18 protein-coding genes are annotated in these 20,392 nt (G+C 67.7%); 9 read left to right on the plus strand and 9 right to left on the minus strand.

Annotated elements, in window-relative coordinates; genetic code table 11:
* Nucleotide 1: 1 nt before the first annotated feature.
* Nucleotides 2-178, minus strand: coding sequence for a hypothetical protein (locus J2X98_RS12205; protein WP_307308404.1), 177 nt, complete (start codon nt 176-178; stop codon nt 2-4).
* Nucleotides 169-327, minus strand: coding sequence for a hypothetical protein (locus tag J2X98_RS12210; RefSeq protein WP_307308406.1), 159 nt, complete (start codon nt 325-327; stop codon nt 169-171). Before J2X98_RS12210 ends, J2X98_RS12205 begins: the two co-directional genes overlap by 10 nt.
* Before the next feature lie 82 nt (nt 328-409).
* Here J2X98_RS12210 and J2X98_RS12215 point away from each other — a divergent pair, with 82 nt between their 5' ends.
* Together J2X98_RS12215 and J2X98_RS12220 are read left to right on the plus strand one after the other, a co-directional pair.
* A complete protein-coding gene (locus J2X98_RS12215; RefSeq protein WP_307308408.1) occupies nt 410-1,141 on the plus strand; it encodes a tyrosine-protein phosphatase in 732 nt (243 codons plus the stop codon).
* Between the two features lie 58 nt (nt 1,142-1,199).
* Nucleotides 1,200-3,833 (plus strand): trypsin-like serine protease, encoded by a 2,634-nt coding sequence (locus tag J2X98_RS12220; RefSeq protein WP_307308409.1) that lies wholly within the window; start codon nt 1,200-1,202, stop codon nt 3,831-3,833.
* Nucleotides 3,834-3,876: 43 nt separating this feature from the next.
* Here J2X98_RS12220 and J2X98_RS12225 read toward each other — a convergent pair whose 3' ends face one another.
* Nucleotides 3,877-4,320 carry a PaaI family thioesterase gene (locus J2X98_RS12225; protein ID WP_307308411.1) on the minus strand — a complete coding sequence of 148 codons (444 nt, stop codon included), beginning with the start codon at nt 4,318-4,320 and terminating at the stop codon, nt 3,877-3,879.
* A gap of 144 nt (nt 4,321-4,464) precedes the next feature.
* Between J2X98_RS12225 and paaZ the strand changes: the two genes are divergently transcribed.
* Entirely contained in the window at nt 4,465-6,576 is a 2,112-nt protein-coding gene (gene paaZ / locus J2X98_RS12230; RefSeq protein ID WP_307308414.1) for a phenylacetic acid degradation bifunctional protein PaaZ, read from the plus strand.
* A 182-nt stretch (nt 6,577-6,758) separates the two neighbouring features.
* The gene (locus J2X98_RS12235) at nt 6,759-7,154 is read left to right on the plus strand and encodes a VOC family protein (RefSeq protein ID WP_141940283.1); all 396 of its coding nucleotides are present in this window, start codon (nt 6,759-6,761) and stop codon (nt 7,152-7,154) included.
* An 89-nt stretch (nt 7,155-7,243) separates the two neighbouring features.
* On the opposite strand, the gene J2X98_RS12240 is transcribed toward J2X98_RS12235, so the two are convergent.
* The 5 genes from J2X98_RS12240 to J2X98_RS12260 form a co-directional block, all read right to left on the minus strand.
* Entirely contained in the window at nt 7,244-7,549 is a 306-nt protein-coding gene (locus J2X98_RS12240) for a hypothetical protein (protein WP_307308417.1), read from the minus strand.
* A 13-nt stretch (nt 7,550-7,562) separates the two neighbouring features.
* Nucleotides 7,563-8,702 (minus strand): S1C family serine protease, encoded by a 1,140-nt coding sequence (locus J2X98_RS12245; RefSeq protein ID WP_307308420.1) that lies wholly within the window; start codon nt 8,700-8,702, stop codon nt 7,563-7,565.
* A gap of 103 nt (nt 8,703-8,805) precedes the next feature.
* Entirely contained in the window at nt 8,806-9,462 is a 657-nt protein-coding gene (locus tag J2X98_RS12250; protein ID WP_307308423.1) for a TetR/AcrR family transcriptional regulator, read from the minus strand.
* A gap of 61 nt (nt 9,463-9,523) precedes the next feature.
* On the minus strand, nt 9,524-10,909 hold the full coding sequence (gene paaK / locus J2X98_RS12255; protein WP_307308425.1) for a phenylacetate--CoA ligase PaaK: 1,386 nt from the start codon (nt 10,907-10,909) through the stop codon (nt 9,524-9,526).
* Nucleotides 10,910-10,916: 7 nt separating this feature from the next.
* A complete protein-coding gene (locus tag J2X98_RS12260) occupies nt 10,917-11,387 on the minus strand; it encodes a hotdog fold thioesterase (protein ID WP_307308428.1) in 471 nt (156 codons plus the stop codon).
* 269 nt (nt 11,388-11,656) lie between these two features.
* On the opposite strand from J2X98_RS12260, the gene pta reads away from it, so the two are divergent.
* Entirely contained in the window at nt 11,657-13,753 is a 2,097-nt protein-coding gene (gene pta, locus J2X98_RS12265; protein ID WP_307308431.1) for a phosphate acetyltransferase, read from the plus strand.
* Nucleotides 13,754-13,836: 83 nt separating this feature from the next.
* On the opposite strand, the gene J2X98_RS12270 is transcribed toward pta, so the two are convergent.
* On the minus strand, nt 13,837-15,168 hold the full coding sequence (locus tag J2X98_RS12270) for an MFS transporter (protein ID WP_141940288.1): 1,332 nt from the start codon (nt 15,166-15,168) through the stop codon (nt 13,837-13,839).
* A gap of 243 nt (nt 15,169-15,411) precedes the next feature.
* Between J2X98_RS12270 and J2X98_RS12275 the strand changes: the two genes are divergently transcribed.
* The 4 genes from J2X98_RS12275 (at nt 15,412) to J2X98_RS12290 (ending at nt 20,392) form a co-directional block, all read left to right on the plus strand.
* On the plus strand, nt 15,412-16,134 hold the full coding sequence (locus tag J2X98_RS12275; RefSeq protein WP_307308435.1) for a GntR family transcriptional regulator: 723 nt from the start codon (nt 15,412-15,414) through the stop codon (nt 16,132-16,134).
* Nucleotides 16,135-16,299: 165 nt separating this feature from the next.
* Nucleotides 16,300-17,646, plus strand: coding sequence for an L-fuconate dehydratase (locus J2X98_RS12280; protein ID WP_307308438.1), 1,347 nt, complete (start codon nt 16,300-16,302; stop codon nt 17,644-17,646).
* Nucleotides 17,643-19,187, plus strand: coding sequence for an aldehyde dehydrogenase (NADP(+)) (locus J2X98_RS12285; protein ID WP_307308440.1), 1,545 nt, complete (start codon nt 17,643-17,645; stop codon nt 19,185-19,187). Before J2X98_RS12280 ends, J2X98_RS12285 begins: the two co-directional genes overlap by 4 nt.
* A complete protein-coding gene (locus J2X98_RS12290) occupies nt 19,184-20,392 on the plus strand; it encodes a fumarylacetoacetate hydrolase family protein (RefSeq protein WP_307308442.1) in 1,209 nt (402 codons plus the stop codon). The genes J2X98_RS12285 and J2X98_RS12290 overlap by 4 nt, the downstream gene beginning before the upstream one ends.

A 20,392-nucleotide genomic window follows, 5' to 3' on the forward strand; every position in this document is an offset into this window, starting at 1 on the left:
TCTACGGGGCGGCGGGTTGAACCGAACTGACGGCGCCCAACAAGGCTGACGCGTAGGCCCGGTATCCCGCCGCGTTGGGGTGGAAGTTGTCATCGGCCGCGAAGTTGTTCGGATCAAGCTGCAGCCACGGATCGAGCGAGTTGGCCGCATGCCCTGCAAAGCGCCCCGTCACATCCACGTAGCGGCATTGGTCCCGCACGCGGTGTTGGCGGCGTCCACGGCACCGGAAATGGTGGCATTGACCGTCAGCGTGGCCTGGTTGATCAGCACCTGGTTGGCCACCGGAATCGGGGCGTAGCAGGGCTGCTCGGGACACCCCTGGTGCACATTGGGTCCGGCAGCCCTTTCTTCGGCGGCGGTTATCCGTTATGTGCCGAGGTCTCCCAGGAGCGTGTGGTTAGCTGTCCCGATGAGCATCAGGGGCAGATCCATGGACTGGGACGGCGCTGTGAATGCATGGCACGTTTCCGGCGGCATCTACCGGATGGGGCGCCGCGAGTGGCTGACGGAGGGTGGGTGGAAGCAGGCGTTCGACGACGGCGTCCGCACCGTGGTGGATCTTCGTAACGTTGGCGAGGGGCGGCGCCGGGACACCGATCCCGTGGTGCCTGCCGCTGCCTTGACGGGCATCGATGTGGTTTACGCACCTACCGAGGAGCCGGACGATCCGCGCTTCACGGCCTTGACTGGCCCCTACCTCAACGATCCGGCGCACTACGCCGGGAATGCGCGCCTGTTCCCGGAGAAGCTGGTGGGTGTCTTTCGGGCCCTCGCCTCCGCCGCGCCCAAGGGGGACGTGCTGCTGCACTGCGCCGCCGGCCGCGACCGCAGTGGAATGGTGGCGGCCATGGTCCAGGACCTGGCCGGTGACTCAGATGAAGCGATCGCCGAGGGCTACCGGCGTGCCGCCCGCGGCATCAACGAGCGCTACCGCACCCATGGGCCCCCGCACAGCCGGGAGAGGTACCTCGAGGACCCGGAATTAGGGCCGCTGCTGGAGCGGCGCGGCCTCGCCGTCGTGGCGTTTGTCCGGAACCTGGGCACCCGCAGCTACCTGCTGGCGAACGGGCTCAGCCCTGCCGAGCTGGATGCCGTCCTGGTCATATGCCGGCCAAGCGTAGATACAATGGGACCAGTGTGACGCCTGTGACGTGAGGTGCTCTTGTTCCTCAGTCACGTTGATCGGCAGAGAGACGGACATGAGCGGAACAGCAGCACCAAGGACCAGGACCTCCTCCGAGCACCGGCGGGGGTCGAACACGGACAAGCTGCGCCGGGTACTCGCGCTGGGCGCGGCCGCCGGCATGATGGCATCCTCCGCCTACGTGGGGGCGCCGGCTTTTGCCGCCGGCGAGACCTACCCAAGTCCCGCTCCGGCGGCTGGGGCAGCAGCGACCGGAGCACAGGTACCGGCGCCGGCTGCCGGCACTTCGCCGTCACCCTCCGCGTCCAGTCCCTCGGCGTCCTCCGGCCTCTCCGAGGCAGCGCTCGCCGACGCAGTGCAGCGGGACCTGAAGCTCACCCCGCAGCAGTTCGCGGCCGCAGGCGAGCTGGGCGCCCAGGCAGCGGCTGCAGCGGTCCAGCTCCGCCAACTTCCCGGTTATGTGGGCATCCGGATTGAGGGCAGCTCGATTGTGGTCACCGGCTCGGGACAACAACTTCAGGCTGCGGTAGCCGCACTCGCCGGGAGCATCCACGGGCTGTCACTCGAAGCACCCCCCGCCGGACCTGCCGCAGCAGCGCCGGCTGGTGTGGCGCCGTCGCCCTCTGCTCCCGCCGCCACGGTGCAGGCCGGCGCGCCGGCCGCATCCGCGGAGGGCCAGCGGTCCCAGCTGGCAATCAGCGCCGAAGAGCTCTTCCAGGAGTATGTCCGCGACGTGGGAACGGCAGGGCTGCAGGCAGTAGTCGTCTCCTCCAGCGGCAAATTCGTGATCCGGACGGGCGGCATTGCCTCCGCGCAGTCGACCCAGGGCGGCGGTACGGGTACCGCCTCCAACCCAGCGGCCGCAGATGCCGCGGCTCCCGGCAAGATCTCCCCGTCGCAGTTTGTCTCGCGGTACGCCAACGTGGAACTCGACCGCGGAGCTCTCCTCAAGCCGGAAGCAGCTGAGGTACCCGGGGGAGTGGGCTACCAGACGGACCGGCAGACCATCTGCTCCACCGGGTACTCTGCCTTCGACCCCTCCGGCCTGCCCGCCGTCCTCACGGCCGGGCACTGCGCCGAAGACGGGACGGCGAAGACCGCCGATCTGCTGTTCCAGGGCCTGCCTAACGGGCGGCTGGGCTCCTTCCAATTCAGCCAGTTTGGCGGCCCGGGGAACTCCACTGTCCTGAATCCCAACAGTCCCCAACCCGGCAATGTGGGCGTTGACATCGCCGTCATTGGCAGCATCCGGCAGGGCCTCGACCCGCTGCCGGCGGCGAGTACCTACGGCGATCCGTCCGAGCCGGGCCCGGACGTCAAGATCATCGGCACCTCCGCCCCGGTCATCGGCATGCCGGTGTGCCGCTCCGGCTGGCGGACCGGATGGTCCTGCGGGCACATCAGCGCCGTGGGAGTCTTCCTGGTGGGCGGACACAATTACCCCACCGACCCAACGGACATCCGGGCGTTCAACGGTTTCCTGTCGTACGACGTACAGTCCAACGGCGGTGACTCCGGAGGTCCCTGGATCAGCGGGAACTACGCGGTGGGAACCCACAGTGCGGGCGACTGGGGCGGGACGCAGAACTTTGCCGTCGCCGCCACCCTGGACGACTCCCTCAAGGTGCTGCCCGGCTACCAGTTGGAACTCTTCCTCAACAAGCCCGCACTCGCCGCACCGACGGGCGGGACGTTCAAAGCCGGCACCAGCATCACCGGCCGGGTTCCTGCCGCGCCCGCCTCCGCCGTCGCCGAAGGTTCCCGGGTGCGCATCACGTATGCGGGCCGGCAGCCGTTCGACGTGCCCGTGCAGCCCGATGGCACCTGGTCCTTTACGGCACCGGACGCGCCGGGTCCGTTCAGCTTCACGGCAGAGACCGTAAACGGGTTCAGCCGCTCCGGTGCGGTGTCACTGGACACGGTCATTTCGCCATCGTCCCTTCCCGCGCCCACCATCACCACGGCGGCCAACCAGCCGCTGCAAGGGTTGAAGACCGTCGACGGCACGGGAACGCCCGGGGCCACCATCACCCTGTCCGGTGACGTCGCCGGCACGGCCCTGGTGGGGGCAGACGGCCGCTGGACTGTTGCCCTGCGGGCCCCGGCACCAGCCGGAAAAGTCAACGTTACTGCGGTCCAGTCCTACGCGGGCCTGGCGGACAGCCCGCCAGCCAGCGTGGTCTTCTCCGTCATGCCGCCGCCACCGGCCGTCACCAGCCTCGCGGACGGGCAGCACCTCAAGCAGGAGGCCCTCCCCGCATCCCTCCAGGGAACCGGCCTCAACGGCGCGGATGTGGCGGTATCCATTGACGGGAAGCCGCTTCCCGGCACTGCTGGATCGGCCGCCCCCGGCCCGACAGGATCCCGCTCAGTGGGAAGCAGCCTTGCACCGTTGGTCCTGGTGGCCGGTGGAACCTGGACGGTTCCGTTCCCCTCCGGGCTGGCCCCTGGCGCCCACACAGTGTCGGTAACCCAAGCCGTTGACGGAGTAACCTCCACACCGGCGCAGCTCACGTTCACCATCGACGCGCCGCCGCCGGTGCTTCCCGCAGGAAACATCACGGCCGGCAGCCTCGCCGCTACCGGCGCCTCCGGTGTGCTTCCCGCGGCGCTTGCCGCTGCGGCCGCGCTCGCCGTCGGGGTCGTGCTGATGGTGCTGGTCCGGCGCCGGAGGGGACGCGCGGACTAGGTTTCAACCGGCTCAACCACCGGCCGGGCGGGCTTAACGACCGCTATTTGTGGCGCTTCATCAGCAGGTTGGTGATGCGCAGGGTGCAGAGCCGCTGGCCTGCCTCGTTGGTGATGAGCACCTCGTGCGTGGTCAGGGTGCCGCCCAGGTGGATGGGCGTGGCCGTGATGGTCACTTGGCCCTCCCGCGCGGATCGGTGGTGGGTGGCGGACACGTCCACTCCCACCGCCGTCTTGCCCATGGTGCTTGCATGGATGACGGCGGCCCAGGACCCCACGGCCTCACCCACGGCAAGGGAGGCGCCGCCGTGCAGGAGGCCGAACGACTGCCGGTTGCCCTCCACCGGCATGGTGGCCACCACCCGTTCCACGGACTCCTCCAGGATCTTCACGCCCATCTTCTCGTCCAGCTCACCGAGGGTTATCTTCCAGAGCTCGTGCTCCAGGGGCTGGTTGCCGGCGGCATCCGTGGGCGACGGGGCGTTCATGGGATCTCCTTATAACTGGGCTGATTCAGTCCTGGCCTTCTAGTGTGCAGCATGGCACTTCATGTATGGTGAATATATTACCGAACGGACGGTCAGTAATGACTGCCCTGCCTGCCTGCCCCCTTGTTGGAAGGACCGTCAACGATGACCACCACAGCCACAGCTCCCCAGGCCACGGTCGACACCGTGGAGACAGTGCCCAGCTTCGTCATGGATGCCTGGTGGACGCCCGACGCCGGTGCGTCGGCTTCCGCCGTCCCCGTCCGGGATGCGAGCACGGGGGAGATCCTGGCCAAGGTCAGCACGGAAGGCCTGGATCTCGCTGCCGTCGTGGACTATGGCCGGACCACCGGCCAGGCTGAACTCGGCAAGCTGACCTTCCACCAGCGGGCCCTCAAGCTCAAGGAATTGGCCCAGTACCTGAATGCCCGCCGGGAACATTTCTACAACTTCTCCTTCCAGACCGGCGCCACCAAGATCGACTCCATGGTGGACATCGACGGCGGCATCGGCGTCCTGTTCACCTTCGGCTCCAAAGGCCGGCGCGAACTGCCCAACTCGCAGGTTGTGGTGGACGGACCCATGGAGGTGCTCTCCAAGGACGGCTCCTTCGCCGGCGAGCACATCTACACCCGAATCCCCGGTGTCGCCGTGCAGATCAACGCCTTCAACTTCCCGGTCTGGGGCATGCTCGAGAAATTCGCTCCCGCCTTCATCGCCGGCGTCCCCACCATCGTGAAGCCCGCCACCCCCACCGGCTACGTTGCCGCCGCCGTGGTCAAGGCGATCATCGAATCAAACATCCTGCCCAAGGGCTCTCTCCAGCTGGTCTCCGGCTCGGTCCGCGGGCTGCTGGACGTCCTGGACTACCGCGACCTGGTCGCCTTCACCGGCTCCGCTTCCACTGCCAAGTCCCTCAAGGCACACCCAAACGTGGTGGAGGGCGGCGTGCGCTTCACGTCGGAAACGGACTCCCTGAACGCCGCCATCCTGGGCCCGGACGCGGTGGAGGGCACCCCGGAGTTCGACGCGTTCGTCAAGTCCGTGGTCACGGAAATGACCGTCAAGGCCGGCCAGAAGTGCACCGCCATCCGCCGTGCCATCGTGCCGCAGGAACTGGTGCCCGCAGTCACCGCCGCGATTGGCAAACGGATTACCGAGCGCGTTGTCCTGGGCGACCCGCGCGGCGAAGGCGTCACCATGGGTGCCCTGGCTTCGGTGGAGCAGCTTCAGGATGTGCGCGCCGCCGTCCAGTCCATGCTCGACGCCGGCGGTGAGCTTGCGTACGGAACGCTCGATTCGCCGTCGGTCACCTCCGCCGACGGAACCACCGGGGTAGTGGACGGCGGCGCCTTCATGGCACCCGTCGTCCTGAACTGGGACAACCCGGAAGCTGAAGCCATCCACTCCCTCGAAGCCTTCGGGCCGGTGTCGTCCGTGATCGGCTACAAGGACCTTTCCGACGCCGTTCGCCTCGCCGCCCGTGGCGGCGGCTCCCTGGTGGCCTCGGTGTGCACCAACGATCCCGAGGTGGCACGTGAACTGGTCACCGGTATCGCCGCCCACCACGGCCGCGTCCTGATGCTCAACCGTGAGGACGCCCGCACCTCAACAGGCCACGGCTCGCCCGTCCCGCACCTGGTCCACGGCGGACCCGGGCGGGCTGGCGGCGGCGAGGAACTGGGCGGCATCCGGTCCGTGCTGCACCACATGCAGCGCACCGCAATCCAGGGCTCGCCCAACATGCTCACCGCCGTCACCGGCGTGTGGCACACCGGGGCTGACCGGACCTTCACCCAGGAGACGGAGGGGGCGCACCCGTTCCGGAAGTCGCTGGAAACGCTGCGGATCGGCGATGCCGTCCGCTCGGACCTTCGGCAGGTCACACTGGCCGACATCAGCGCCTTTGCCGAGTCCACGGGCGACACGTTCTACGCCCACACCAACCAGGAGGCTGCGGAAGCCAACCCGTTCTTCCCGGGCATCGTGGCACACGGCTACCTGCTGCTGAGCTGGGCTGCCGGCCTGTTCGTGGAGCCGGCGCCGGGTCCCGTGCTGGCCAACTACGGCCTGGAGAACGCGCGCTTCCTCACCCCTGTCGCGGCCGGAGACTCCATCCGGGTGACCCTCACGGCCAAGAAGATCACTCCGCGTGAAACCGACGAATACGGCGAGGTGGCCTGGGACGCCGTCCTGACCAACCAGAACGACGAAATCGTGGCCACCTACGACGTCCTCACCCTCGTCGAGAAGTAAACCCCCAACGCCCCATCACTTACTGCCCGGTTTTCCCCAACGCGCCATCACTTTCCGCACGGAAGTGATGGCGCGTTGGGGGGGATTGGTGCGGGAAGTGATGGGGCGTTTGGGCCCGGGTCTTTTTGGGTCCGCCGGGCGTAAGATTCTGCCCGTAGGAGGTGGCCCCAATGACCCTCAAAATGAACACAGCCACAACCATCCTGCCGGTCGATGATGCAGCCCGCGCCCGCAGCTTCTACACGGAAAAGCTCGGGCTCCCGCACCGTGGAAAGACCGACGACGGCAGCGAACTGCTCGGCGCGGACGGCGGTCCCATGCTGCAGCTGATGCCGGTCTCCGACGGCAGGCATTCGGAACACACCGCACTAAGCTTCGAGGTCACGGACATTGAGGACACCGTCCGCGACTTGGAGGCCCGGGGCGTCATGTTCCAGGATTACGACCTGCCCACACTTAAGACCGAAAACCACGTCTGCACCACTGAGTCGGAGAAGAGCGCGTGGTTCATGGACACCGAGCACAACATCCTGTGCGTCCACCAAAACCTTGGCGGCCAGCTCGAATACCAGGTCTAGGCGTACCGGACGCAGCAACTGAAAACACGGCAGCAGGGGTGCCCCGGTCGGATCGGGGAACCCCTGCTGCTTGGCCTGGCGGCCTGGCGTCAGCTTTCGGCGCCGCCGTGCAGGCCGTCGTCGCTGCTGTCGTCCTCGGGGCCGGTGCCGTGGCCGCTTTCGCTGCGGTCGGACAGGTCCATGTTGCCGCGGGCCTCATCCATGGTGGGCCCGCCGGAGGGGACGCTGTAGGTGTCCGGGCGGACGCCGTGCGACTGCTCCTCGATCAGGGCCTGTTCCTCGCTGAAGCGGATCACGTTGGCCTCGTCGCCGGCGTCGCCGGGGACGTCCTCGCGGATCTTTGAGGGGTCCGGGATGATGAATCCTGTCTCGGGCTCTTCCTTGGGGTGGCTCATGTGCTTTTCCTTCCTATCGGGTGGTTGTGGTGGCGGGCCTGTCAGTGAGGCCCACCTTAATGTCCAGGCTTTGGTCGCCGCGCTTGACCTTGAAGCCTACGGTGTCGCCGGGGTTGTGCTTGCGCAGTTCCGCCAGGAGCGTCTCAGGGGTGGTCAGCTGCACGCCTTCCATGGACTGCAGGACGTCGCCGGGACGGATGCCTGCGCGTCCCGCCGGGCCGTCCGTATCGGCAGCGAGCACCACCACCCCGGATCCTCCCTGGATGCCCAGCTGATCGGCGATCTGCGCCGTGAGCTCGCCGGGAGTCAGGCCGAGGTAGGCATGCTTGGCCGTGCCGGTGGCCAACAGTTCCTCTGCCACGTCCACGGCGGTGGCGGCGGGGATGGCGAAGCCCAGCGAGACGGCCCCTGCGGAGGGCGGGATGTAGGCCTCACTGATGCCGATCACCTCGCCGCGCATGTTGATCACCGCGCCGCCGGAGTTGCCCGGGCTGATGGGTGCGTCGGTCTGGATGAGGTCCACCAGCGACAGGCTGTTGGACGCGGAGCCGGGGATGGAACGGTGCAGGCCGGAGATGATGCCTGCGGTGGCGGTGTTCTCAAAGCCAAGGGGCGAGCCAAGGACCAGGGCGCCCTCACCCACCTTGGGCAGGTTGCTCTGGTACGTGGGCTTCGGCAGGCCGGTACGCTTGGCCTGCACCAGAGCCAGGTCAGTCACGGCGTCGCTGGCCTTCACCGTCCCTTCGACGCGCTGCCCGTCGGCGAAACCTACCTCCACCGAGGTGGCGCCGTGGATGACGTGCTCGTTGGTGAGGATCAGCCCGTCCGCCGAGTACACCACACCGCTGCCCAGGCCGCTTTGCGTGAAGATGGTGACGACGGACGGCGACAGGTTTTCCACGAGTTGCGGCAGGTTGCCCGCCGCGGTGCCGGAGTCAGCACCCCCGCCGGTTGCCGGTGCGGAACCCGACGCGGGTGCCGGTGCGGAGCTGGCCGCGGACGACGACGGCGCCGGGCTTGAGGAGGAGCCGCTGGGTGCAGGAGGGCTTGGCGTACCGGTGCATGCGCCCAGTGCCAGGGAGGCCGCGAGTACCCCGGCGCCAAGCACTGTTTGGAGGCGGCGTGAACGCTGCGGATCGCTGGCCTGGCTCATCAGGACCTCCCTGCGGATGGTGGCTTTCTACCACCGTAGCGGGGGAGCGGGAAAAATACCAAGCACCCTTATTATTCCGGCCGCCGTTCCGGAGCGGGGCCGCCTACGCGTCTGCGTGCAGGCCCTCGAACGCCATGGTGATCACGTCATCGGCCAGCCGCTGCGGGGAGAGGGAACCGCCCGGCTTGTACCACTCCACGATCGAGTTGATCATGCCGAACAGCAGCCGTGAGACGGTGCGGGGGTCGATGTCCCGGCGGAGCGACCCCTCGTCGCGGGCGGCTGAGATAACCGCCGCCACCTTGTGGTCGAACGTGCGGCGCCGCTCCAGGGCGTCCCGTTCGATCTCGGTGTTCCCGCGCAGCCGCAGCAACAGGGTGACGAACGGCAGCCGGTCCACCAGGACGGCCACCGTCTGGCGCAGCACAAACTCCAGCCGCGCGTCAGCGGCGCCGGAGGTGGCCTCCGGCTGCTCCAGGATCGCTTCGAGGCCGCCCAGTGCGTGGTCGAGGGCGAGCTTGAGGAGGTCGCCCTTGGACGGCACGTGGTGGTAGATGGCGGACTTGGAGATGCCCAGGTTATCGGCCAGGATGCCCATGGAGGTGGCGTCGTAGCCGTGCCGGTTGAAGACGTCGACGGCGATGCGGAGCACCGACTGCTGGTCATAGCCGGGGCGGCCGCGCTTGGCCGTGCCGTTAAGGGCAGTCCCGTCGGTGCTGGCGGTTTCGGTGGTGCTGGCAGTTCTGCTGGCGCTGGGCATAGTGGCTAGTTTCTCACGAACGGTCGGTAAGTCCGGGGACGGCGCAGCACCACCGAAACACTCAGGCCTTCGGTCGGAGGTCGTAGATGCGGCGCAGCTTGCCGTTGGACCGCTCCAGCGAACCCGGCTCCACCACGTCCACGGTGCATGAAGAACCCACGTGGATCTTGATCTGTTCCTTCAAGGTGCGTGCCGCCGTCGTGCTCTGCTCGATGGTGACCGCGTCCCGGCGCTCGATGCGCACGGTCAACTGGTCCATTCGCTGGCCCTCGGGGCGGGTGAGTTCGAGCTGGAAGTGCGGGCTGAGCCCCGGGATGCGCAGGGCGATTTCCTCAATCTGGGACGGAAAGAGGTTCACGCCGCGCAGGATGATCATGTCGTCGCTGCGGCCCGTGATGCGGCCCATCCGGCGGTGTGCCGGGCGGGCCGTGCCGGGCAGCAGGCGCGTGAGGTCCTTGGTGCGGTACCGGATGATCGGCAGCGCTTCCTTGGTCAGCGAGGTGAAGACGAGTTCGCCGTGTTCGCCGTCGCGCAGGACGTTCTCCTTGCCCGGGGCGGGGTTGAAGGGGTCGATGATTTCGGGGCGGAAGTGGTCCTCCCAGATGTGGCTGCCGTCCTGCGTCTCCACTGCCTCACCGGCGACGCCTGGACCCATGACCTCTGACAGGCCGTAGATGTCGCAGGCCTTGATGTTCATCATGACCTCGAGCTCGTGCCGCATCTCCTCGGTCCACGGCTCGGCGCCAAGGACGGCGAACTTCAGGGAGGTCGAGGCGGGGTCGATGCCCATGTGGGCCATGGCGTCGGCGATGGTGAGCAGGTAAGTGGGGGTGGCCAGGATGGCATCCGGCTTGAAGTCCTGGATCAGCTGGATCTGGCGTTCGGTCTGGCCGCCGGACATCGGGATGACGGTGCAGCCCAGGGCTTCGGCGCCGGCGTGCGCGCCCAGGCCGCCGGTGAACAGGCCATAGCCGTAGGCGTTGTGGACCTTCATGCCCGGACGGATGCCGGAGGCGCGGAAGCTGCGGGCAACGAGCTTGGCCCAGTCGGCCAGGTCCTGCTTGGTGTAGCCGACGACGGTGGGCCGGCCGGTGGTGCCCGAGCTGGCGTGGATGCGGGCTACCTCGTTCTGCGGCACCGCGAACATGCCGAACGGGTATTCCTGGCGCAGGTCCTCCTTGGTGGTGAAGGGGAAGTTGCCCAGGTCGCTCAGCTCGCGCAGGTCATTGGGGTGGATGCCGGCCTCGTCGAACTTGCGCTTGTACAGCGGCACGCGCTCATAGGCATAGGCCAGGGTGTGCTGCAGCCGCTGGAGCTGCAGCACCTCGAGTTCGTCGCGCGAGATGGTCTCCTCGCGGTCCAGGACGGCGTCGGTGCCGGCGTTCGCCTCGGTGTCCGCCGGGGTGGAAACGGCAGCGGCGGGGGATTCTGGGGCATGCAGGGTCATGGTTTTCCTACTTCTTGGGGATGGTGCGGCTGCGTCCGCGGAACTCGGCGATGAGCTCGCCCGGGGAACTGGACTGGTTGCCGGATGCCGGCGCGCCGGCGTCGGCGGCGAAGATCTGGATGTCGTAGAGGCCGCTGCGCCCGGCGCTGGAACGGCGGTCCGCGACGGCGGTGAGCACCTGGCCGCGGAACGCCGGCTTGAGGAAATTGATGTCGACGCCGGAGGCAACGGTGATGGTGTTTTCCTCGCCGGGTGCAGGCTGGATGGGGTTGCACGCGAGGGCGAACGCGGTGTCGCCGAAGGCGAAGATCATTCCGCCGTGGGCCATGCCGAAGCCGTTGAGCATTTCCTGCCGGAGGGTCATCCGGATGGTGGCGTGGCCGTCGCTGACGGCGAGGACCTCGATGCCCATCCATTCGGAGGCATAGTCGTTTTCCAGGATGGGGTGGGTGGCCCCGGAAAGGGTGGTCTCAGCCATGCGTCATTGCCTCCAGCTTTATTTACCGAATGTTCATTAGGTAATCCCATCGGGGGGTCGACTGTCAAGGGGGCGGGGGATAACCGGCGACGGCGTCGCACCGCTTCCGCGGATGGACCGGGCCGCTTCATCGATTGCTGCGTAAACGTCCTTTTGGGCGCCCATAACGACGTTTACGGAGCAGTCGACGCTGGATGAGGTGCCACGCGCGCGGATCGAAGTGCAAGGATGGGGGAACCGGCACCGGCAAGAACAGCAAAGGGCGGACCATGGCCAAAGGCATCTACGTCAGCGCAACCACTCCTGGATCGGGCAAGTCCCTGATCGCCCTGGGACTGGCGGACACCCTGCACCGGCATGCGGACAGGATCGGCTTCTTCAAGCCGGTGGTCCACGGGCCGTCCGCGGCCAATGACCCCATGGTGGCCCTGATGAGGGCCCGGTTCGCGCTGGACGATGACCGGTGCCGCGGCGGCCTGACCTACGGCGAGGTCCGGACCCTGCTGGCCGAAGGGAACCGGGCGGAGATCGACGCGCGGTGCGTGGAGATTTTTGCGGACATTGCCCGCCACTGCGACGTGGTGATCGTGGAGGGGACGGACCTGGTGGGCCAGGACGCCGCCGTCGAGTTCGACCTCAACGCCCGGCTGGCCAATAACCTCGCCACTCCCGTCGTGGCCGTGGTGGGCGCCAAGGGGCGGACCGTGCCCGAGACCGCTGCCGCCGTCGAGGTTGCCCGCAAGGAACTGGCCGCGGAAAAGTGCGCGCTGCTGGCCATTATGGTCAACCGGGCGAATGCCGATGACCTGGATGCCATTGCCGCCGCCCTGAAGCCCGGCGCCTCCGGCCGCCCCGTGTACATCCTGCCGGAGCTGGAGGAGATCGCCCGGCCCACCACCGGCGAGGTGGCCATGGCCCTGGGCGTGCGGCAGATCGCGGGAACCCCGGACATGGAGCGCGATGTCAAGGACATCAAGGTGGCCGCCATGAACGTGGGCAACTTCCTGAATGTGCTGGATGAGGGTGCGCTGGTGATCGTGCCGGGGGACCGGGCGGACGTGATGGTGGCCTGCCTGGCCTCCTCCTTCTCGCCCGAGTTTCCGGTGCCGTCGGCGCTCATCCTCACCGGGGGCCTGGCCCCGGACGCCAACATCTACCCGCTCCTGGCGCAGGCACCGTTCCCGGTGTTCGCGGCGGACGAGGATACGTACCAGACGGCGCGCCGGGTGTCCGAGGTGCGCAGCGAGATCTGGTCCGGCCACCGGCGGAAGGTGGCCTCGGCCCTGGGCCTGTGGTCGCGCCGGGTGGACGAGGCCGAACTGGTGGAACGCCTGCACCTCCCCAGGGCGGAACGGATGACCCCGCTGCGGTTCCTCCATGACCTCATCGAGCGCGCCCGGACGCAGCGGCGGCACGTGGTCCTGCCGGAGGGAACCGACGTCAGGATCCTGCGCGCGGCCGAGATCCTGCACCGCCGTGACGTCTGCGACCTGACGCTCCTGGGCCCGGAGTCCCAGGTCCGGGAGCTGGCCGCCGCCAATGGCATCGACCTCACGGGCATCAACGTCATCGACCCCGCCACCTCTGACCTGCGGCAGAAGTTCGCCGAGAAGTACGCCGAGCTGCGGGCCCACAAGGGCGTGGACCTGCCCAAAGCGCTGGAGATCATGCAGGACGGAAGCTACTTCGGCACCATGATGGTCCAGCTGGGCGTGGTGGACGGGATGGTCTCGGGAGCGGCCCACACCACCGCGCACACCATCCGCCCGGCGCTGGAGTTCGTGAAGACCCGTGAAGGCGTGAAAATCGTGTCCTCGGTGTTCCTGATGCTGATGCCGGACCGCGTGCTGGTCTACGGCGACTGCGCGGTGAACCCGGATCCCAACGTGGAGCAGCTGGCGGACATTGCCCTGGCGTCCGCCGAGACCGCCGCCCAGTTTGGCGTGGAGCCGCGTGTGGCCATGCTGTCCTACTCAACCGGCGGTTCGGGGTCCGGTGAAGCGGTGGACGAGGTGCGGCAGGCCACCGAGCTGGTGCGGGCCCGCCGGCCCGACCTGGCCGTGGAGGGTCCCATCCAGTACGACGCCGCCGTGGATGCTTCCATTGCCGCATCCAAGATGCCCGGTTCCTCCGTGGCAGGCCAGGCGACGGTGTTCATCTTCCCGGACCTGAACACCGGCAACAACACGTACAAGGCCGTCCAGCAAAGCTCCGGCGCCGTCGCCGTGGGGCCGGTCCTGCAGGGGCTCCGGAAACCGGTCAACGACCTCTCCCGCGGCTGCACGGTGGAGGACATCGTGAACACGGTGGCCATCACCGCCATCCAGGCGCAGGCCCAGGTCCCGGTCCAGCAGCCGGCGTCCTAGGACACCACGCACAAAGGACGACGCCGGCACCCGGGTGGGTGCCGGCGTCGTCCGGTGGCGTGGGCGGGGACAGCGGACAGTGCCTAGGCGGCTGCCTTGACCTTCAACGGCTCGATCTTGCCGATGACGAACAGGTAGTTGGCAGCGCCGACCAGTGAGATTGCGCCGATCACGGCCAGCGGTGCCACGAACGACCCCGTCTGGTCCACCAGGATGCCGATCAGGACGGGCGTGAAGATCCCGGCCAGGTTGGAGGCGAAGTTCTGGAGCCCGCCGATCGAGCCGACGTGCCGGGAGCTGGGGGCGACGTCGGCCGGCAGCGACCAGATGCCGGTGGCGGCCACCGCGAGGCTGGAGTAAGCGATGGACAGAAGGGCCAGGGCCATCCAGGCTTCCGGGACTATCGCGGCGAACATGATGACCGAGCCGCCGGCCAGGCCGCCCGCGATGACCGTTTTGCGGACCTTGCTGACCGGGGATCCTGCCCGTACTGCACGGTCCGCAAGGTAGCCGCCGAGCCAGCCGAACAGTACGGCGCAGATGCCCGGAATGGCGCCGAAGAAGCCGAGCGTGAGGAGATTGAAGCCACGCTCCTTGACCAGGTAGCTGGGGAAGAACGTGATGAAGAAGTAGATGGCGCTGTTCAGGCAGAAGAAGCCGAACATCATGCTGAGGATGGCGCGGTACTTGAAGAGTGAACGCCAGGGGAGCTTGGCTGCGCCTTCGTCATCGTTTGCCGAGCCGCGGGCACCGCCCTCCTGGATGTAGCTGACTTCGGCAGCATTGGCGCTGGGGTGTTCTTCCGGGCTCCGGTAGTACTTCCACCACACGGCGGCCCAGATGATTCCGAGGACGCCGATGATGATGAAGACGGCATGCCAGGAGGTGAAGGCGACAATCAGGGTGACGATGGGCAGCGCGATCACTGCTCCCACCCTCGATCCTGAATCCCAGATGCTGGTGGCGAACGCGCGTTCGCGGACCGGGAACCATGTGGCCACTACCTTGGCGGCGGTGCTGGGGGCGGGGCTTTCACCGGCGCCCAGCAGGAAGCGGGCCGCAAATAGGGACCAGAAGCTGGACGCTGCGGCGGTAACCATGGTGAAGACGGACCACCAGAGGGCCGCCAGGGAGAACGACCGGCGGGGGCCCACCTTGTCCACGTACCAGCCGGCGGCGAGCTGGAAGAAGTCGTAGGCCCAGAAGAAGGCGGCGAAAATCAGTCCCTGCTGGGTGGCGCTGAGTTCGAAGTCCTTGCCCATGAACGGCAGGGCGACGCTGAGGCTGGAGCGGTCAAGGTAGTTGATGCTGAGGCCCACGAAGGCAAGCCAGATGATCACCCAGCGTTTGCGGGTCATGAGGCGGGGCTGCCGGGGTGAGGTGGTGGTGGACGTCTTACTTCCGAGCGTAGTCATGCGGTCTCCTTCGACAGATACATGGCTTCGGGTGCGGGATGCACGGGTGGGAGGGGGAGGCGCAGAAGAGCCCGGCGCCAAAATCGTATAGGAATCTGGTTAATCATATAGAAAGTGTGATCCGGATCAAGTCCCCTGCAGAAAAAATGCATCTGTGAAGGCTGCGGTGCCCGGTGGCTTATGATTCCCCCAAGCGACTCCCCGCCCGTCAGTGCCAGCCAACCCAGTGCAAGAGGTAACCGCGTGCCCCCACGTCAATCGTCCGAAACTTCCCGCGGCAAGGCGGCGGTGCCCGACGTCTATTCGGCGATGCGTGCCTCCATCCTGGAAGGCGAGATTGCGCCCGGCACCAGGATCAACATCGACGCCGTTGCCCGCAGCCTGGGCGTGTCCCAGACGCCCGTCCGCGAGGTGCTGCAGCGGCTTGAGGGCGACAACCTGGTGGTTTACAACCCGGGCCGCGGCTACAGCACCACCCCCTTGCTGGACCTGCCGGAGCTGCGCTCGCTGTTTGAGTTCCGGCTCCTGGTGGAACCGTGGGCAGCCCGGGCGGCTGCCGTGGACCGCCTTGCCAATCCGGCCGGCTCGCTGGAGAAGGAGCTGGGCAGCTTCCGGGCCGTCATGAAGCGGAGCAAGGACCTGCGGCAGGATCTGGTAGCCCATGACACCCGTTTCCACGACACCATCCTCGCCGCCTCCGGCAACCCTGTGGTCCGGCATGCCTTCGCGCAGACCCACTGCCACCTGCACACCTTCCGGCTGTACCCGGCGGACGTTGACGGCGCCATTACCGTGGCTGAGCATACGGCCGTTCGGGAAGCGATCGAGGCGTGCGATCCAGAGCGGGCCGAGGCAGCCATGACCACCCATATCCGAAACTCCTTCGACCGGTTCGCCCAGGCCTTCGAGGGTGAACTGCCGCCGCTGGAAGACAGTGGGCCGCCGCGCAGGCGCATCATCACCTAGGTATTGGCGAACAGCCCCGGTCCGTAAAGGCCGGGGCTGCTGCGTTCCTGGAGCGCCTGCGGCCGTGGGGGGCTTGACCTGGATCACGCGTCCTATATGATTTTAGAAATTCGTATAGGAATCGAATCTTTCCCTTCTCCAGTTCTGCTCCGAAAGTTGAGATCCATGCCTTCCATCACGTCCATCAACACCCAGGACGTCCGCTTCCCCACGTCCCTTGAGCTCGACGGTTCAGACGCGGTCAACGTAGACCCTGATTACTCCGCCGCCTACGTGGTCATCCGCACCGATGCGGGCGACGAGGGCCACGGCTTCGTCTTCAGCTGCGGCCGCGGCAACGAAATCCTGACGGCCGCCATTGACGCATACGCCCGCCTGCTGGTGGGCCGTGACATCGACGAGCTGATCGGCGACCTCGGCGCGGCGTCCAGGCTCCTCATCCACGACTCCCAGCTGCGCTGGCTTGGCCCCGAGAAGGGTGTGACCCAGATGGCCTGCGGCGCCCTGGTCAGTGCCCTCTGGGACATTCGCGCCCGCCGGGACAACAAGCCACTGTGGCTCCTGCTTGCCGAGATGACGCCGGAGGAACTGGTCAGCGTGGTGGACTTCACCCACATCCGCGACGCCCTCAGCCCGGAGGAAGCCCTCGAAATCCTCCGTACCGGCCAGGACGGCAAGGCCCAGCGCATCGCCGAACTCAAGGCCAGCGGTTTTCCCGCCTACACCACCTCCCCGGGCTGGCTGGGATACAGCGACGAGAAGCTGGTCCGGCTGAGCAAGGAGGCCGCGGCTGACGGATTCTCCATGATCAAGCTCAAAGTGGGCGGGGACATCAACGACGACCGCCGGCGCATGGCCTTGGCCCGCGAAGCCGTGGGCGGCCTGCCCATCGCCATCGACGCCAACCAGCGGTGGGAAGTATCCGAAGCAATTCAATGGGTCAACCGGCTGGCAGAGTTCAACCCCTACTGGATCGAGGAACCCACCAGTACCGACGACGTCCTGGGCCACGCCGAAATCCGCAAGGGCGTGGCACCCGTCCGGGTTGCCACCGGTGAAGCCGTGGCCAGCCGCATCGTCTTCAAGCAGCTGCTCCAGGCAGGCGCAATCGACGTGCTGCAGCTCGACTCCACCCGCGTGGCCGGCGTCAACGAGAACATCGCCATCCTGCTGCTGGCCGCCAAATTCGGAGTACCGGTCTGCCCGCACGCAGGAGGCGTGGGCCTGTGCGAGCTGGTCCAGCACTTCTCCTTCTTCGACTACGCAGTATTGGGCCGCAGCCAGGAAAACCGGATGATCGAATTCGTGGACCACCTGCATGAGCACTTCGCCGAACCCGTCCGGATCATCAACGGCCGCTACGCTGCACCCGAACTGCCGGGCACCGGTGCGGAGATGTTCAGCGCCTCCCGTTCCCACTGGGAATTCCCCAACGGCCCCGGATGGCAGGAAGTGGGCAACCGCGCCGCCGTTACCGGCGCAGCCCTGGCCCCTGCCGGAGCCCGCCGATGACCGCCGGAGCTGATGCCGCCGTCGGACTCGCCACGGACCATCCCGCCGGGCCCACCACCCCTGGTGCCCTGGACGCCGCCGTGGAAGCAGCGGCAGCCGCCTTTGACCAGGGCCGCCCGGCAACCCCGGACATCCGCGCAGGGTGGCTCGAAGCTATCGCCGCCGGCCTGGAGCAGGACGCCCGCGGGCTGGTTAAAACGGCCGTCCGCGAAACCCACCTGGGTACCGCCCGGCTGGAGGGGGAACTGAAGCGGACCGTCTTCCAGTTGCGGCTGTTCGCGGAGGAAATCCGCCGCGGCGAGCACTTCGACGCCACCATTGACCACGACGACCCCGCCTGGGGCATGGGTCCGCGCCCGGACCTCCGGCGGTACAACGTGCCCCTTGGCGTGGTGGGGGTTTTCGGCGCCTCCAACTTCCCCTTCGCCTTCAGCGTGATGGGCGGGGACAGCGCCTCGGCACTGGCAGCCGGCTGCGCCGTGGTGCACAAGGCACACGACGCGCACCGCGAACTCGCCGCCCGCACCGCCCGCGTGGTGACCGAGGCCCTGGAAGGTGCCCGGGCGCCGTCGGGCCTCTTCTCCATGGTGACGGGCAGACAAGCGGGTGAGGCCCTGGTTGACCATCCCCTGGTCAAGGCGGTCGGCTTCACCGGTTCCACCGCGGGCGGCCGTGCCCTGCTCAACAGGATTGCCGCCCGGCCCGAACCCATCCCGTTCTTCGGTGAACTGGGCGGCATCAACGCTGTCTTCGTGGCGCCCAAGGCATGGGCAACCCGGCGCGCGGAGATCCTCAGCGGCTACGCCGGCTCCTTCACCCTGGGGATGGGCCAGTTCTGCACCAAGCCGGGCCTGCTGTTCGTCCCCGCCGGCGACGCAGAGGGCATCCGCAGCCAGTTGGCGGAAGCGCTTGCAGGCTTCGCTCCCGCACGGCTGCTCAGCGACCGCCTGCACGCCGGTTACGCCGACGCCGTGGCCACACTCCGGGACAGCGGGGGAGTACGGGTCCTGCTGGAAGGGGACTTTGCGGAGGAACCGGCCCCCACCGTCCTGCACACGACGTCGGAGGAGGTGCGGAAGGACCCCGGGCTGCTCCGGCAGGAGATGTTCGGCCCCGCCAGCCTGGTGGTGGAGTACCGGGACCAGGCTGAGCTGCCCGGGCTGGCACGGCTGCTGGAAGGGCAGCTGACCACCACCCTCCAGGCCGAGGAGGACGACGACGTCTCCGAACTCGCTGCCCGGCTGGCGGACATCAGCGGGCGCGTTTTGTGGAACGGCTGGCCCACGGGAGTCACGGTCAGCTACGCCCAGCACCACGGCGGTCCCTACCCCGCCACCACCTCGAACACCACGTCGGTGGGGACGGCGGCCATCCGCCGCTTCCTCCGCCCGGTGGCGTACCAGTCATTCCCTGCGTCGCGGCTGCCCGCGCCACTGCAGGACAGCAACCCCTGGCGTGTCCCGCAAAGGGTCGACGGCGTGTGGCAGCACCCCGCCGAAGGTGCCGTCAGCCGCGATACCGGGAACGAGGGGCAGTCATGAGCCCGGTGTCCGAGGCAGTGCGGTCTGTCCTTCCCGAAGACGCGGACCAGGCCCTGCTCATCGGCCGGGTCTGGGATGTGGAAACGGGCGGCCCGCGCGTGGTCGCCGTCAGCGGGGGCACCGTCTTCGACCTGCAGCGGCTGGCCGCCACCGTTGCCGAGCTCATGGAACTGCCGGACCCGGCAGCCGCTGTCCGCTTTGCCCTGCTGGATCCCACCCTGGCCGAACCGCGCTGGGCGACTGCCGACGTCGTCCGCGCCTCCCTGGCCGGGAGCGCTTCGGTGGAGAGCGAGGGGCCCAGGCTCCTGGCGCCCATCGACCTCCAGGTCATCAAGGCCTGCGGCGTGACGTTCGTGGACAGCATGATCGAGCGGGTCATTGAGGAGCGCTGCGCGGGAGATGCCGGCCGGGCTGCTGAGGTGCGGGAGCTGGTGGGCCGTGCCCTGGGCGGAAGCCTGGCCGACCTGCGGCCCGGCTCCGCGGAGGCGGCCGAAGCCAAGCGGGTCCTGATCGCTGAAGGGCTGTGGTCGCAGTACCTGGAGGTGGGGATCGGCCCGGACCCCGAGGTCTTCACCAAAGCGCCGGTCCTGTCATCGGTGGGACTCGGCGATGGAATCGGGATCCCGGCCTTTTCGTCCTGGAACAACCCGGAACCGGAGCTGGTCCTCATTGCCACCTCCGGCGGGCGCGTGGTGGGCGCGACGCTGGGCAACGACGTGAACCTTCGCGACGTGGAAGGCAGGAGCGCCCTGCTGCTGGGCAAGGCCAAGGACAACAATGCGTCGAGCGCGCTGGGGCCGTTCATCAGGCTGTTCGACGGGAACTTCACCCTGGAGACGCTGCGCGGTGAGGAGATCCTGCTCCGCGTGGACGGCCCGGACGGGTACCTGCTGGAGGGCCGGAACAGTGTCTCCCGCATCAGCAGGCCCTTCGAAGAACTTGTGGCCGCCACCCACGGTAAGCACCACCAGTATCCGGACGGCTTCGCGCTGTTTACGGGGACCCTGTTTGCGCCCACGCAGGACCGGGACGAGGCGGGCCAGGGTTTCACCCACAAGCGCGGCGATGTCGTCACCATCCGCAGCCGCCACCTGGGTGCCCTGGTCAACACGGTGGGTCCGTGCGAGGAGTTGCCGGAATGGACCTTCGGCCTCCGCCAGCTCTTCGATTACCTGGCGAGGCAGCGACAGGCAGCACGGGCCTAA

This window comes from Pseudarthrobacter enclensis, assembly GCF_030811655.1.
Taxonomy (GTDB): domain Bacteria; phylum Actinomycetota; class Actinomycetes; order Actinomycetales; family Micrococcaceae; genus Arthrobacter; species Arthrobacter enclensis_A.